Origin of the sequence: Enterococcus silesiacus, assembly GCF_001886225.1 — a bacterium.
GTDB lineage: Bacteria > Bacillota > Bacilli > Lactobacillales > Enterococcaceae > Enterococcus_L > Enterococcus_L silesiacus.
On the sequence record NZ_JXLC01000016.1, the window covers coordinates 1 to 15,078 of the forward strand.

The window sequence follows — 15,078 nt, forward strand, 5'->3', positions numbered from 1 at the left end:
AGGGCGATAGCCCTCATGGGTGTTTGTCCCAGGCTCTTTTTTAATAATGTTTACAGATAGTCAATTCAGGATCATCAATAATTTTTGCTGTAAACAGTGCTTGTCGCTTAAGTGAGGCTATAAATGCTGTTTTATTTTTCTTCGTCATAATAAACATTTGTGTGTTTTCTTTAAACCCTGTTGATGTCATTTCAATACATTTAGGTCCGACTCGAATCATTTCGATTGTTGATAATGTTATTTTTTTACGTCGTATCGGCAGTAACGCGTGTACGATCAAATGCTCGTCATCAATAATAAAATAACGATTATGTCCCAGTAATACAAAGAAAAAGAAAATGCCTAATACGATATTACTAATCAAATAAGGACGAGTATGTTCCAATGTCAATATCAAACTTAAAAATAAAATGCCAAATGTACAGGACCAATAAATTATCGCTGTTGATAATTCTGGTTGCCAATGATAGACTCTTTTCTTCATGTAGCGACCCCTTAATAAAAATTCAATATGTTATAATAGTACCACACTTCAACTTTTAACGAAAAGAAAATAAGGAGATTTTTATGTTACGAATATATGTCGATGCTGCAACAAAAGGAAATCCTGGGCCAAGTGCTGGCGGTATCGTTCTTGTAGGTGATAGACTTCACGAACAAATCCACGTACAACTTGGGGAGTGTTCCAATCATGAAGCTGAGTTTAAAGTGTTTATTAAAGCTCTACAATTGGTTATTGAAAAAGACTTAAATGAGCAAACTGTCTTAATCCATTCTGATAGTAAAATCGTTGTTCAAACAATTGAAAAAAGGCATGCCAAAAACCCTATATTCCAACCTTACCTCTATACCTTTCAGCAATTAGAAAGTAGTTTTCAACTATTATTGGTAAAATGGGTTCCTGAAAGTCAGAATAAAGGTGCAGATACTTTGGCTAGACAGGCATTACATAAATATCAGTAGCGATTGAGACCAGAACGATAATTTCTGCTTTACATTGTTAAGTCTACTATGCTCCCATTCGTTACTTGAAGAATCGACAAGGGGGATAACTCAATCTGCATCCCTCTTTTACCTGCGGAAATAATGATTGTATCAAAGATATTCGCTTCTTCTCCAATATATGTTGGAAACAGTTTTTTCATTCCGATTGGGGAACAGCCGCCTCTAATATAGCCAGTCGTTTCTTCTAAATCTTTCAAATGAAGCATATCAACTTTTTTATTACCACTTGCAATTGCTAATTTCTTTAGGTCTAATTCTTTATTACCTGGAATAACTGCAACAACGGGACCAGTCTTATTTCCAACAGTCACCAAAGTCTTAAAGGTTTTCCCATCTTCGATCCCTAATTTTTCAGCAACACTACCTGCACTTAAGTGGTCTTCACTCCATTCAAATTCATATTCTTTATATATGATTTTATGTTGTTCAACAATTCGCATTGCGTTTGTTTTTTGTATTTTCTTTTTTTTCGCCATTTTTATTCACCTCATGATTAAGTTTATCAAAGAAATCAACGGATGCAAGAAAAATAGACTAGTTCGAAATGAGTTGTCTCGTTTCAAACTAGTCTATTGATTACAATGCTAAAGTGTTAAGAACTTCGCGTAGCTCGCCTACTGGAACTTGGCCTGGAGCTGATGCCTTTTTAGCGGCACCAAAAGTCATGGCTGAACCAAACACTTCTCCGCACATCCGGCTAACCATTCCTAGTTGTCCCATTGACATTGTAACGATTGGTCGATCCGCATGTACCGTCTTCATTTCATTCGTAGCTTCCAAAAGTGTTAACACATCATCTGAATTTTGCGGCATTACAGCAATTTTACAGATATCAGCATTTTTTTCCTGCATACGGCATAATCTTGAAACAATTTCTTCTTTGTTGGGTGTTTTATCAAAATCATGGTTACACATCACAATTTTGATTTCATTTTCATGTGCTGCTTGAATGGTTTGTTGAACAAGAGCATCATCCATAAACAATTCAACATCCAATAAATCGATTGTACCATTTTCGATGACTGCTTTGTACAAACCAAAGTATTGTTCATCTGAAAACGCAATTTCGCCGCCTTCTTGTTTCGTACGAAACGTGAACAGAACTGGTTTATCGTTTAAGATTTCTGCAATCTTTTTTGACATTTCAGCAGCTGCGTGAAAATCAGCTACTTGATCAAAAAAATCAACACGCCATTCCACTAGATCACAATCGATCGTTAATAAATGTTTAGCTTCTGCTATTAATTCTGCTTCATCTTTACCTACTAGAGGAACAATAATTTTAGGACTCCCACTGCCGAGAGTCACGTTTTTAACTGTGACTGTATTCATTTTTTTCTCCTTTTTATTTAGATGTATCGATCGTTTGGCGATAGCGAATAAAAATGATGACCGCTAAAACAAAACCGATTCCTGCAATGATCGTATCAAATAACATGATACCTCGTACATTGGTTTTGGCGATTTGAGCCGCTGCCACTGGAATCACAAATGAAGCGATACTCCCAAATGTATAATAAATCCCTGTAATTGTCCCTTTACCTGCTGGGAACATTTCGCCCATAACTGTTAATCCCAATTGTAACACGCCACCCGCTGCAAAGAAACCAACTAAGGCCGCTCCAATCATACAAACAAGCGGTGTTGGGAATAACCACATAATAGCGATCGTCAAAAATGAAACGAATGTATAAATAACAACTAGATACACTGAACGAACTTTAGAAGCCATAATTGCTGTGAATGCTACACATAATAATGAACCAATAGAATAATAAGAAACTAAGACACCTGCATCTGTTTGAGCCATACCAGCAACTTGTTCACCGTATGTTCCAATAAATTGACTGATCAAATAAAAAGTCGCTTGTGCGATAAAACCATAGATAACAAAAGCAACACCTTCGATCGCCATCTTAGGTTTTGATTTAAATTTAACAGTTGGTGCTTGCTCAACTGCTTCTTCCGTTTCTTCAGCTAGTTTTGCATCTGCATCTGGAAATGGTTGTTTCCATAAGTAAATCGCATTGACACCAAGTAAAATTGCAGCGATCATAAATGACCAACCAAACCATAAGTGATTAGAAGCTAGGAATTTAATCAGCAATGGCAAAGCGAATTGACCACCTTGAATAAAAGCTTTTAATAAAACCGTTGCAGTTCCTGCTGTTTTTGGAAATGATTCCATCAAGGCAGGATACGTTCCAGAATCTAGGAATGAATTAGAAATTCCGGCAATTACTGCAAAAAACATCGCTAACTCAACACTTGGACTATACAGTATGCCAAAGAAATAAGCTGCATATGTCACCATTCCTAAATAAATAAATGGCTTCCGTCCAAACTTATCAGATAAACGCCCTGAAATCATGATTGCGATCAAACGTCCGATCCCTAACATCGAAATAACTTTGGCGATCCCCATCAAATCTGTATCCCATTGTGTCATCAAAGAGTTTTGATTTTGTGAAATAATAATAACGCCCATCCCATGGACAATGTAGTTAATATATAGACCTATGGCGGTCGGTGTGTATTTATTTTTCATCATTTTCTCCTAACTGTTAGTCCTTAAATAGTAGTTCTTTAATATAGTCAACCGGCATATCTTCCCCAGTAAATTGTTTGAATGCTTCTGCTCCTTGATAAAGCATCATACCAAGTCCGTTGATTGTTTTCTTCGCCCCATGTTCACGAGCAAATTTTAATAATTTTGTTTCTTTTGGAATGTAGACAACATCAAAGACAACTAAATCTGGACGGATCACTTCTGGATCATTGATTAGACTTTCTTCTTGTAGAGGTTTCATTCCTACGCCCGTTGCGTCAATATAGATACTACTTTCACTAATTGACTGTTTAAATGCTACTTGATTAGATAAATCAGTTAGTGTTGCTGTACATTCAGTATTATCGTTGATTTTTTTTACTGTTGCTTCAGCATTTTTATAATGTTGATCGTTGATATTAAAAATCCGTAATTCCTTAGCACCATCCAATGCTGCTTGGATGGCAATTGCAGTTCCTGCACCACCGGCACCAGTCATTGTAACGATTTGATCTTTGACCTCTACGCCTTCTTCTTTTAGCGCACGCATTGCCCCAGTTCCATCTGTTACATGCCCTACTAAGTGTCCTTTTCCATCTTTATTTGTCACAGTATTAACCGCACCAACTAATTTTGCAGCTGGTGAAAGCTCGTCTAAATAAGGAATAATTGCTTGTTTATTTGGCATAGAAACATTAGAACCGCGAATCCCTAAGGCACGAATCCCTTGAACTGCATCGCTCAATTCATCGTTTCCCACTTCAAAGGCCATATATGCATAATCTAAACCTAATTTAGCAAAAGCCTCATTATGCATGGTTGGAGATAAACTATGGCGAATCGGTGTTGCAATCAAACTAATTAATAATGTGTGTCCGTCAATTCTTTCTGTCATTTTAAATTCCCTCGCTTTATATAGTTTGTGTTGCTTTTTGTAGATTTTTTGCTTGTTCAAATAACATTTTTTGCGTTCGAGTATTTTCTAACACTTCAATTGTTTTTAAAATGTCCCGAGCTTCTCTGGTACCTTCCATGATTCGTCTAGCAACTTTGCTGTCTCCCATATTTAAAAGTACAGCACCGTTATTTCTAGCATACTGATCCAATTCACGAATCATCGGTGCCTCAGCACGCATGCCCAAACAGACAAAACCTAAGTCAAATGGCAATTCGATCATTTCGCCATCTTTTTCAACTAAGAAGCTGCTTGCTCTAACTTCTGCTAATTTTGTTTCAACATGAACTTCTACGCCAAATTTTTCTACGATCTCCATCATGGCAAGTTTAGTGATCAAATCTAAATCTTTCCCAATTTCACCTTGCATTTCTACGATGCTAACTTTTTTAGCACCACGTTCAGCGTAATATTCTACAACGTCCAAACCTACAGCACCGCCACCGATCACAATGATTTCTTTGCCTTCAAATTCTTGGAATTTTGACATATCATCCAAAATATCAAAAATAGAAAAGATTTTTCTGTTTGGATTGTCTAATTGTTCTTTTAGACCATTGATTGGTGGTAATAAAGGTTTAGCCCCAGTAGCGTTCACAATAATGTCTGGACCGATTGCTTCAATATCCGACAATGTTGCTGCTTGATTTAGATGGATTGCTAAGTTATCTAATTCTTTACAACGGTTGATTTCATAAGTAATAAAATCATCGATTCTTTTCTTATCTGGGAAGCGAGCAATTTCATGCCCTAAGCCGCCTAGATAATCTTTTTGTTCAAATAGCTCAACATTCACACCCACTTCAGCTGCTGTTGCAGCGGCTTCAAGTCCTGTAGTACCGCCACCAATTACAACCATCTTAGTTGGATGTAAAACGGGTTTCATTTTGTAGTCATCTTCATAATGTAGATCTGGATTAACCGTACAACGCATTGGACGAGCTTTAGCAATTCGATGATCAGCGCAGCCAATGTTGCAGGAAATACATTTTCTTAGTAAATCTTCTTGTCCGTTAGCCACTTTGTTGACCCAATTAGGTTCGGCAATCAAGCCTCGGCCCATTGCTAGTAGATCTGCATCCCCAGATTCTAGTATTTCAGTTGCACGTTTGGGACTACGAATATTACCAGAAGTTACTGTCACTTTATCAGGGAAACGCTCTTTGACAGCTTTTGACATATACGCACGCCAGCCATCCGCTAAATTCATTTTGTCGATTTGATACTGTAAACTATCATTCAATGCAGCAGAAACATTTAGAATATCTACTTCATCTGCAAAATACTGTAAAATCTCAATTGTATCTTCTAAAGTATTACCGCCTTCTAACAATTCGTCAGCACTGAAGCGCAGCGAGATCGGGAAAAATGGACCAACAGCTTTCCTAACAGCTTCAACCACTAGTTTAGTCAAACGAGCACGATTTTCTGGACTTCCGCCAAATTTATCTGTACGCTTATTGTATAAAGGAGATAAAAATTGACTTAAAAGATAAGAATGTCCTGCGTGAATTTCTACACAATCAAAGCCAGCACGTTGCGCTCTTAAAGCACCATCTGCATAGCGATCAACAATTCCATAAATTTCTTCTTCAGTCAATGGACGGGGAATCGGATTGCCCTTCTTAGAAGGAATATTCGATGCTGAAACAGGTTGCTCTCCTTCTAAACGTAGTCCATAAGCTGAAGCTCCCGCATGGTTGATTTGAACCGAAGTACAGGCACCGTAGGCATGCATTTTTTCATTAAAATGCCATAGCCCTGAGATATATTGATCATTATCCATTCTTAATTGGCGGGCACCATTTGTCCCCATCGGATAATCAATACAGACATTTTCTAATGTAATTAAACCTGTTCCACCTTTAGCACGTTGTTCATAATACGACACATGTTGCATACTGAACGTGCCATCCATATTGGCGAAATTCGTTCCCATTGGTGGCATAACAACACGATTTTTTAAGGTCATACGTTTTACAGTTAAAGGTTCAAAGATTGCTTGATAATTATTCATGATAACCTCCTATTTTTAAAAGCGGAACACATCGGTTAATCCCTAGGAAAATAGAAACTTATGACTGAGGTGCTTTTTGTCACATGCCATTTTTCTAGCAGATTCGCTCACCAAAATGTTACTTCATCTTGTTACTTTTTTCACAATTGCTATGAATTTATTCTAATTCATCAAACCAATAAATTCCAATGAATGTTTTTTATATTTTTCATAAATAATATTCATATATATATAACTTAGCTCATTTTCTCTTTATTTAATGCATAATTCTACATTTATTGATAAACTGTACTTATAGATGAACGACTGATAAGGAGTATTACTTATGAATTTGCGACAACTAGAATTTTTTAGAATGCTGGCGGATACTCAACACATGACACATGCAGCCAAATTATTAAATACCACACAGCCCAATTTAAGCCACTCTATGTCAGAATTAGAAAAGGAATTGGATGCAAAGCTATTTGAAAAAAAAGGAAGAAATATTCAATTAACAAAATACGGAAAATTTTTCTATACATATGTTTCAACGGCTTTAGAAGAATTAGCCAAAGGTGAACGTGCCTTGAAAGAATTAGTTAGTCCAGAAAAAGGGTTGATTGATTTTGGTTTTATTTATACTGCAGGTTCTTTTTTAGCTCCAATGCTAATGAAAGAATTTTCAACCTATCCTGGTAATGAACAAATCCGCTTTAATTTATTTCAAGGCAATTCATCAGATATGACGGACTTACTCATAAAAGAAGATGTAGATATTGCGATTACGTCCAAGCTAAAAGAAGATGAACAACTTAATTACGAGATCTTAACGGAACAAGAAATTGTTTTGGTTGTACCGTTAAACCATCCTTTAGCTGCATATGACAGTATTTCGTTGAAACAAATAAGTGAGTACCCTTTTGTTTATTTTAATGAACGAAGTGGCTTGCGGCCTTATCTTGATAAAATGTTGACTGCCGCTTCCATCACACCAGCTATCGTTTGTGAAGTAGAAGAAGATCACACTATGCTTGGATTTGTAGCCTATGGTTATGGAATTGCACTGATGCCTAAAATCCCATCAATTTCCGCCTATGCTGTTAAAACTTTGACTCTTGAGGACAATTTTTATCCGCGCTATATTTATCTAGCTACCAAAAAAGATCATTTTCTTTCACCGGCTGCTTTACGCTTTAAAGAATTTATTGTTCCATTTGCACAAAGCTTGTTTTATCAATAGAAAAAAGTGATTGGGAGATAACTCTTCGAGTCATATCTCAATCACATGGATTCCGGATGAACGGTGGAAGCAGAAGCAACCCCTTCGGAAATAAGGTTAAACACTTCTGCCCCATCTTCTTTCTATTTCTTTATTTCTATGAAAAAGACTTTCAAATAATTGCCTTCTTCGAAATGTTTATTCGTTTTAAAGTCACTTGGTAATTGATATGTTTCCTTGAATTGATAACGAACTTGTTTTTCTTCCAATGCGTCGACAATCATTTTTTTGTATTTTTCCAAAGAAATATTTGCAGCATTTGTCGAAGCAATCAGCAACCCTCGATCTTTTAAAATAGTCACAGAGTCCTTGACTAAGTCCCCATAATTTTTAGCCACTGAAAATACTTTTTTCTTATTTCGAGCAAAACTTGGCGGATCTAAAATGATCACATCATAGCTTAACTGCTTACGAACAGCATATTTAAAATACTCAAAAACATCCATGACAATAATTTTCTGATCCTCTACTGCTAAGTGATTCATGTCAAACTGCTCTTTCGTCTTTGGTAAACTACGCTTAGCTAAATCCACACTTGTTGTTGTACTCGAACCACCCATTGCACTAGCAACCGAAAAAGCGCCTGTATAACTAAACATGTTTAACACAGTTTTACCTGCCGCAACACCTTCTACTAAGCGCCCTCGCACTTCTTTTTGATCTAGAAAAATACCTGTCATTAAACCATCATTTAAATATGTTGCGTAGGCAACACCATTTTCATAAACCAACAACGGAACAGGTGCATCTAAGCCAAATAATTTTTGAGACTCTGGCAATGACTTAGTAGCAAAACGGATTTTTTCATAAGCTCCTTTAATTTCTGGAAAACTTACTCTAAAGGCCTGGATGATTTCTTCTTTCATGCAATATAGCGTTTCGTTATACCAAGAAAACACTGCAAAATCATCATAACGGTCAATGATTAAACCACCGAGTCCATCTCCTTCTCCGTTAAACAAGCGATAAGCGGATGTCGAGTCATCTTGCTCAAATACCATTCGATGACCTTTAGCGTTTATAAATAATCCTTCTAAAAAAAGTGAATCCACACTTCCTTGCCAATTAACTAGCCACCCAATCCCCTTGTTCTGCTCACCAAGATAGCCAGTTGCGATAAATTGACCTTTACTGTCGACAAATTTGACCCATTCCTGTGAAAATGACTGTGGCACATCGAATAAATCTTCCTTTTGAATAAGAGGATATCCGCCTTTAAATTTTTTTTCAGATTTTTTTGTTACTATTATATTCATTTTTCATTACATCCTTTAGACAAATTTGAATTTTTTAATAGACAAGCTGGGTTTGCTCGTGTCCTTATCATCCGCTAGTATATCAAATAATAACGTTTCTGTCGTTAACTATATCGACTTTACTTTCGTTCAACATATTAAGAAAAGTAAAATTTTATTAACTTTTCCACCTCAAAAACCTGATTTAAATTGACATAAAATTAGAGAGAGAGTAGAATTAGAACAGTATATTGAAAGCCTTTGAAATTTTTCACGGCTTTCTTTTAGATTTGACTTTGGAAAGGATACGTTTACTTTGAATATTATCAAAAAAATGCATATGCCTAAATTTTTAAATACCCGGTTGGGACTGTTTGGGTTTGTTGCTTTGTTAATCTGGCTGAAAAACATTTTTGCTTATACAGTTGATTTTCACTTAAGAATCGAGAATGCCTTTGAGTACTTCATTCTTTTCATTAATCCAATAGCTTCTACCTTTTTCTTATTAGCTATTGCATTATATGTGAGAAGAAAAAAAGCTTCATATATTACTATGATGATCATTTATTTCTTGATGTCTTTATTGTTATTCTCAAACGTGGTGTATTATAGAGAATTTACTGACTTCATTACAGTTAATACCATGCTTGGTGCTGGTAAGGTTGCCAGCGGTCTTGGCGAAAGTGCTCTCCGTTTATTCAGACCTTACGATGTGCTTTATTGGCTTGATTTTATTATTGTTGGCATTTTGTTGCTTACTAAAAAAATCAAGACAGATGAACGTCCAGTTAGAGCTCGGGTAGCTGTTTCGATCAGTATGTTGTCGGCTTTATTCTTTGTAGCAAATTTAACGTTAGCTGAAACTGCACGCCCACAATTATTAGGACGTCAATTTTCTCGTGACTACATTGTTAAATTTTTAGGATTGAATGCCTTCACGGTTTATGATGGCGTAACAACTTATCAAACAAACCAAGTGCGAGCAGAAGCTAGCGAGAACGACATGGATGCTGTTTCTGATTATGTCAAAGGTCATTATGCTGCACCAAATTCTGATACATTTGGTATGGCTAAAGGCAAAAATGTTATTTATATCCACTTAGAAAGTTTCCAACAATTTTTGATTGATTATAAATTAAAAGACGAAAAGGGTGCTGAACATGTTGTTACACCTTTTATCAACAGTCTCTATCACAGTAACAGTACCTATAGTTTTGATAACTTCTTCCATCAAGTGGGACAAGGCAAAACAAGTGACGCTGAAACTATGTTTGAAAATTCATTATTTGGTTTAGATCAAGGTTCTCTATTTACTCAAGTAGGTGGAAAAAATACCTTTGAAGCGGCCCCTGCTATTCTAGGTCAAGAAGCGGGCTATACAAGTGCTGTCTTCCATGGTAATGCTGGAAACTTCTGGAATCGTAATGAAACATACAAACATTTAGGCTATAATTACTTCTTTGATGCAAATTACTATGATGTCAATGAAGATAACTCATTCCAATATGGCTTGCATGACAAACCATTTTTCCAACAGTCTGCACAATACTTGGAACATTTACAACAACCGTTTTACTCTAAGTTCATTGCTGTTTCTAATCACTATCCATATTCTCAATTTACAAATGATGAAGCTGGATTTCCGATTGCTCAAACATCTGATGAAACCATCAATGGATATTTTGCTACAGCCAACTATCTTGATAAATCAGTTGAAGAATTCTTTAATTATTTAAAAGCTTCTGGATTGTATGATAACTCTGTCATAGTCCTTTACGGGGATCATTACGGTATTTCAACTTCTAGAAATGATAACTTGGCTGAATTAGTTGGAAAAACCAAATCGACTTGGAATGACTTTGATAATTCAACAATGCAACGTGTTCCTTATATGATTCATGTTCCAGGTCAAACAAACGGCGGTATCAACCACACTTACGGTGGTCAAATTGATGCTTTACCTACCCTATTACATTTAATGGGTATTGATACTAAGAACTATATTCAAATGGGACAAGACTTGTTCTCTAAAGAAAATGCTCAACTGGTTGCCTTTAGAAATGGTAACTACGTTTCACCTAAATATACGATGTTAGGTTCTAGTATTTATGAAACTGCAACTGGCCGTTTGTTAGAAGAGCCAACTGAACAAGAGAAACAAGAAGCGAAAGAATTGAAAGACAAAGCCAACTTACAGCTTCAAATGTCCGACCAAACAACCAATGGTGACCTATTACGTTTTTACACAAATAGTGGATTAACTCCAGTAAATCCGGATGATTATAATTACAAAGATCAATTGAAACAATTAGAAAAAATCGAAGAGGACAAAGGGACAAAATCAACTAGTGTTTACAGTAAAAATAATAGTACCTCAACAGTTGATAAATACCATACTGAATCTTTCCAAGATTATCTGAAATCTGGAAAATAACACAAAACAATCATAAAAGCTTGAGTAAATTACTCAAGCTTTTTTATATCTTATTCATAATTAATTCATATTCTTCTTTTATACTTAGTTTAGTGAGGTGAACAGATTTGAAAAGCATACGTTACGCTTTCGCTAGCGTTTCTTACCATAAAAAAATTTCCTTTGGCATTGGTGTCTGCTCTGCTTTTTTTCTTTTTATATTAACCAGTATTTTAAATCTTATCGATATTGAAAAATCTTTTTATAATCAGATAAGCAATCTGCTTAACGTTACTGACTATCACACCAATTATCAAAAAACCATTCAGTTTTATTCTTCATTGTATCTAATTACTTTGTTTGTGTGGGGACTATTGTTCACTATGTTACTTTTCATCTCGTTAAAAATAAAAAAGCAAGATATGATGAAATGGCGCATTATGGGATTTTCCAATCGATTTGTCATTAAACAATCTATATTAGAAAGTATTATTCCCATATTAGCCGGAATAATCACAATGGCACTGTTTCTTATTGTCTGTCAGCATACATATGAATATATTTTAATACAAGTCAGACCATTGCTTGCAAAAAGCCTAGGCGTCAAGCCCGTTGCTTTTTTCTCATCAAAAGTATTAATAGAAAGCACACCCAATCATTTAGCAAATACAGCAAGCGATACACATTTTTTATCTATGAGCATTAGCAATTTACCGATTCTCACAATTTTTAAAGCTTTTTCAAGAAACTGTCTACTATTATTATCTGTGGGATCTAGCATCACCCTGTTTTTAACCTATTTTCTTTCATTCAATTCAAAAAAAGTATTTAGGACGTGAGTAAATGAATTTTCCTTTAGCAAAAAATTGGACCGAAGATAGTTTTAATGAGCTATTTCAACAGCAACATATGACTGTACTTTTAGAGGATCAAAGCAGCATTCAAGCAGATTTTTACTTTCTTATCGATAAAACATTCGATATGAAGCAGTCAATGGCGATCGGTTTTATTTTATCTGAAAATACCTTTTTACCTTACCTTTCCATTAGAGATAACCTCTTTGTCGGATCCAACATCAAAGAAAAAGATAAAAAGAAGTTGCTCAATGAATTATTCGATTATGTCGCTCTTAATCCAAGCGTATTGGTCAAATCAGAAGATACTCTGACCTCTTTTGAACAAATCAAACTGCAGTTAGTTCAATTACTTCTTATTGATAAAGATATCATCATTATCGATGATATCTTTCAAAAACTCTCTGTTGCCCAACGCCAAGAACTATTACCATTGCTTCAAAAAATAGCCAAAGAAAAAAAGAAAGCTATTTTAGTTCTAACCAATGATATTCAAATTGCTGAAAGTCCGTATATGGATAAAATTATCAAAACAGCTTAAAAAAGATCTAGTTAAACGTTTTTGTTTAACTAGATCTTTTTTATTTAGTCTTCATCTTCTATTTCTACATCAGGAAATGAAATAGTAAAGCTTGTCCCCTTACCTGCTTCACTTTCTACACTGATCTTTCCTTTGTGTAAACGAACCAGCTGTTGAACAATTGATAGACCTAAGCCAGATTCACCATATTTAGTGTTTTTTCTAGATGGATCTACTTTGTAGTAACGATCCCAAATATTATGAACCTGTTCTTCTGTCATTCCAATACCAGTATCAGAAATTGTGATAATCGTTTCTAAGTAGCCTTTTTGCAAATGAACACGAATCTCGCCATCTTGGGTAAACTGTATCGCATTTTGAATAATGTTAACCATGATCTGAACAAAGCGATCATAATCTGCATAAACATCAATTGCTTCATCAGCTTCTAAAATAAGCTTGTCATTCGCCGTAGCAGCTTTTCCTTCTAATTGCGTTAAGATATTCTTTAATGTTTCAGTTGCATCAAATTTTTTCACTACAATACTAATTTGATTCGTTCTGATCTTTTCATAATCTAAGTTTTCATTCACTAATCGAATTAAGCGCGACGTTTCATTTTGCATAAGCTTGATGGCATTTTCTCTTTGCGTCTCTGGTATTGCATTATACTGCAGGCCTTCCAACAATCCATTGATGGTCGTCAAAGGTGTTCTCATCTCATGAGAGGCATCTGCCATAAATTGGCGCCGTCGATCTTCCTGACGATCAATTTCTTCTCTAGATTCTTTTAGCGATCTTGCCATTTTATTAAAATCTTCTGCTAAATCATCAAACTCATCCTTGTCATGAGTTACAAGTTTGATATCAAAATTACCGCTAGTTATCTCTTTGGTAGCTTTTCTCATACGATTGATCCGCTTCACTTGGAAACTAGCGAAGAAATAACTCAAGATCAAGCTGACAATACTTGATATGATAAAACCTTTGAATAAATTGGCTGTGATTGCATCAACACTGTCTGACACATTCTTAGCAGGTTGAGTAATCACTAATGCACCAATGATCGTATTTTCCTTTGACTGAATATTGGTTTGAGTCACTGGTAACATCACATAAGATGACATTTGCTTATTTCCATAAATATCTTTATCGATAGTCGTATACTCTTGTTGACCTGCCATCAAATTATCCCACTTACTTTCGATCAACGAGTAATCTAATTTTTTTTCTGTATTGACTGGGTATTGAATCGCCATTTCTCGATCAATAAAAACAAACTGCACATCTTGCTTACTTAACACGCTCTCAGACAACGTAAACGACATATTTAGTAACTCTTGATCAGACATTCCAGGATAGCGATTGATTGAGTCTTTTGTCTTCCAAGCTGACTGCGCATAGCCACGCAGCTGCTCATAATTTGTATCCTGCATTGTTTTTTTGGTCAGTTGCGTAAACGAGGTGCCAACAATCAAAATAATCAGAATGATCACACCCCAAAAGGCTAGCAATTGTTGATATAAATATTTCATCTAAGCGACTCCAGAATCATCAAATTTATACCCAACGCCCCAAACCGTTTGAATGACTTGCGGTCCTACTTTTTCAATTTTTTGACGTAATTTTTTAATATGCGCATCTACCGTACGCTCATCTCCAAAATATTGATAATCCCAAACCATTTCAAGTAATTGTTCTCGTGAAAATACTTGCCTTGGTTTTTTCGCTAATGTATACAACAAATCAAATTCTTTTGGCGTTAACCCATCAATCTGTTTATTATCAAGATACGCTTCTCTTGTCTTAGTGTTCATTTTAAAATGGTCCGTCTCTACATCAAATTGATCATCAGAACGGTTTGTACCATCCGGTGCATGTTCACCGATCTCCGAACGACGATGCAAGGCTTTTATCCGTGCAATTAGCGTTAGCGGACTAAACGGTTTTGTAACGTAGTCATCCGCTCCCATCTCCAATCCTATTACTTGATCGCTTTCAGAATCTCTAGCTGTCAACATAATGATCGGAACAGTGTTGGAAACTTTGCGAACCTCACGACACACCGCCATACCATCCATCGTTGGTAAGTTCAAATCTAGTGTGATCATATCCCATTTTTCCGGATTTTCTAAAAAAGCATCCAATCCTTCTTTTCCATCATATTTAAATGTAGCTTCCCAGCCCTCATTTAAGAAAAACATTTGCATCATTTCTGAAACTGATTCGTTATCTTCTATCATTAATACGTTCATTAGTTACTCGCCTCT

The 15,078-nt window shown here is 35.7% G+C and carries 14 protein-coding genes; 5 read left to right on the top strand and 9 right to left on the bottom strand.

The window, feature by feature from the left end; translation table 11 throughout:
- Window positions 1-40 precede the first annotated feature (40 nt).
- Window positions 41-484: an EbsA family protein gene (locus tag RV15_RS11290; RefSeq protein ID WP_071878150.1), complete on the bottom strand. Its 444-nt coding sequence runs from the start codon at window positions 482-484 to the stop codon at window positions 41-43.
- 83 nt (window positions 485-567) lie between these two features.
- On the opposite strand from RV15_RS11290, the gene RV15_RS11295 reads away from it, so the two are divergent.
- Window positions 568-963 (top strand): ribonuclease HI family protein, encoded by a 396-nt coding sequence (locus RV15_RS11295; RefSeq protein WP_071878151.1) that lies wholly within the window; start codon window positions 568-570, stop codon window positions 961-963.
- 29 nt (window positions 964-992) lie between these two features.
- Here the strand turns inward: RV15_RS11295 and ybaK are convergent, their stop codons facing one another.
- The 5 genes from ybaK to RV15_RS11320 form a co-directional block, all read right to left on the bottom strand.
- Window positions 993-1,481, bottom strand: coding sequence for a Cys-tRNA(Pro) deacylase (gene ybaK / locus RV15_RS11300; protein WP_071878152.1), 489 nt, complete (start codon window positions 1,479-1,481; stop codon window positions 993-995).
- A gap of 100 nt (window positions 1,482-1,581) precedes the next feature.
- Window positions 1,582-2,337, bottom strand: a complete 756-nt coding sequence (aroD, locus tag RV15_RS11305; RefSeq protein WP_071878153.1) for a type I 3-dehydroquinate dehydratase — start codon at window positions 2,335-2,337, stop codon at window positions 1,582-1,584.
- Between the two features lie 13 nt (window positions 2,338-2,350).
- Window positions 2,351-3,553 (bottom strand): MFS transporter, encoded by a 1,203-nt coding sequence (locus tag RV15_RS11310; RefSeq protein ID WP_071878154.1) that lies wholly within the window; start codon window positions 3,551-3,553, stop codon window positions 2,351-2,353.
- A gap of 16 nt (window positions 3,554-3,569) precedes the next feature.
- Window positions 3,570-4,448, bottom strand: a complete 879-nt coding sequence (locus RV15_RS11315) for a shikimate dehydrogenase (protein WP_071878155.1) — start codon at window positions 4,446-4,448, stop codon at window positions 3,570-3,572.
- 16 nt (window positions 4,449-4,464) lie between these two features.
- Window positions 4,465-6,525, bottom strand: a complete 2,061-nt coding sequence (locus RV15_RS11320) for an oxidoreductase (RefSeq protein WP_071878156.1) — start codon at window positions 6,523-6,525, stop codon at window positions 4,465-4,467.
- Window positions 6,526-6,850: 325 nt separating this feature from the next.
- Between RV15_RS11320 and RV15_RS11325 the strand changes: the two genes are divergently transcribed.
- The gene (locus RV15_RS11325; protein ID WP_071878157.1) at window positions 6,851-7,747 is read left to right on the top strand and encodes a LysR family transcriptional regulator; all 897 of its coding nucleotides are present in this window, start codon (window positions 6,851-6,853) and stop codon (window positions 7,745-7,747) included.
- A 122-nt stretch (window positions 7,748-7,869) separates the two neighbouring features.
- Here RV15_RS11325 and RV15_RS11330 read toward each other — a convergent pair whose 3' ends face one another.
- Window positions 7,870-9,042, bottom strand: coding sequence for a class I SAM-dependent rRNA methyltransferase (locus RV15_RS11330; RefSeq protein WP_071878158.1), 1,173 nt, complete (start codon window positions 9,040-9,042; stop codon window positions 7,870-7,872).
- A gap of 313 nt (window positions 9,043-9,355) precedes the next feature.
- Here RV15_RS11330 and RV15_RS11335 point away from each other — a divergent pair, with 313 nt between their 5' ends.
- The 3 genes from RV15_RS11335 to RV15_RS11345 all read left to right on the top strand — a co-directional run bounded on the left by RV15_RS11335 (window position 9,356) and on the right by RV15_RS11345 (window position 12,829).
- Entirely contained in the window at window positions 9,356-11,455 is a 2,100-nt protein-coding gene (locus tag RV15_RS11335) for an LTA synthase family protein (RefSeq protein WP_139243022.1), read from the top strand.
- A 107-nt stretch (window positions 11,456-11,562) separates the two neighbouring features.
- Complete coding sequence (locus RV15_RS11340) at window positions 11,563-12,273, top strand: hypothetical protein (RefSeq protein ID WP_071878159.1); 711 nt, start codon at window positions 11,563-11,565, stop codon at window positions 12,271-12,273.
- A 4-nt stretch (window positions 12,274-12,277) separates the two neighbouring features.
- A complete protein-coding gene (locus RV15_RS11345; protein WP_071878160.1) occupies window positions 12,278-12,829 on the top strand; it encodes a hypothetical protein in 552 nt (183 codons plus the stop codon).
- A gap of 44 nt (window positions 12,830-12,873) precedes the next feature.
- On the opposite strand, the gene RV15_RS11350 is transcribed toward RV15_RS11345, so the two are convergent.
- Both RV15_RS11350 and RV15_RS11355 read right to left on the bottom strand, forming a co-directional pair.
- Window positions 12,874-14,343: a sensor histidine kinase gene (locus RV15_RS11350; RefSeq protein WP_071878161.1), complete on the bottom strand. Its 1,470-nt coding sequence runs from the start codon at window positions 14,341-14,343 to the stop codon at window positions 12,874-12,876.
- Window positions 14,344-15,063 (bottom strand): response regulator transcription factor, encoded by a 720-nt coding sequence (locus tag RV15_RS11355; RefSeq protein WP_071878162.1) that lies wholly within the window; start codon window positions 15,061-15,063, stop codon window positions 14,344-14,346.
- Between the last annotated feature and the right edge of the window lie 15 nt (window positions 15,064-15,078).

Bases quoted from the DNA above. Each gene is read 5' to 3' on its own strand.
- RV15_RS11290 (WP_071878150.1), bottom strand. From the start codon at position 484: ATGAAGAAAAGAGTCTATCATTGGCAACCAGAATTATCAACAGCGATA.
- ybaK (WP_071878152.1), bottom strand. From the start codon at position 1,481: ATGGCGAAAAAAAAGAAAATACAAAAAACAAACGCAATGCGAATTGTT.
- RV15_RS11330 (WP_071878158.1), bottom strand. From the start codon at position 9,042: ATGAATATAATAGTAACAAAAAAATCTGAAAAAAAATTTAAAGGCGGA.
- aroD (WP_071878153.1), bottom strand. From the start codon at position 2,337: ATGAATACAGTCACAGTTAAAAACGTGACTCTCGGCAGTGGGAGTCCT.
- RV15_RS11355 (WP_071878162.1), bottom strand. From the start codon at position 15,063: ATGAACGTATTAATGATAGAAGATAACGAATCAGTTTCAGAAATGATG.
- RV15_RS11325 (WP_071878157.1), top strand. From the start codon at position 6,851: ATGAATTTGCGACAACTAGAATTTTTTAGAATGCTGGCGGATACTCAA.
- RV15_RS11315 (WP_071878155.1), bottom strand. From the start codon at position 4,448: ATGACAGAAAGAATTGACGGACACACATTATTAATTAGTTTGATTGCA.
- RV15_RS11345 (WP_071878160.1), top strand. From the start codon at position 12,278: ATGAATTTTCCTTTAGCAAAAAATTGGACCGAAGATAGTTTTAATGAG.
- RV15_RS11335 (WP_139243022.1), top strand. From the start codon at position 9,356: ATGCATATGCCTAAATTTTTAAATACCCGGTTGGGACTGTTTGGGTTT.
- RV15_RS11295 (WP_071878151.1), top strand. From the start codon at position 568: ATGTTACGAATATATGTCGATGCTGCAACAAAAGGAAATCCTGGGCCA.
- RV15_RS11320 (WP_071878156.1), bottom strand. From the start codon at position 6,525: ATGAATAATTATCAAGCAATCTTTGAACCTTTAACTGTAAAACGTATG.
- RV15_RS11310 (WP_071878154.1), bottom strand. From the start codon at position 3,553: ATGAAAAATAAATACACACCGACCGCCATAGGTCTATATATTAACTAC.
- RV15_RS11350 (WP_071878161.1), bottom strand. From the start codon at position 14,343: ATGAAATATTTATATCAACAATTGCTAGCCTTTTGGGGTGTGATCATT.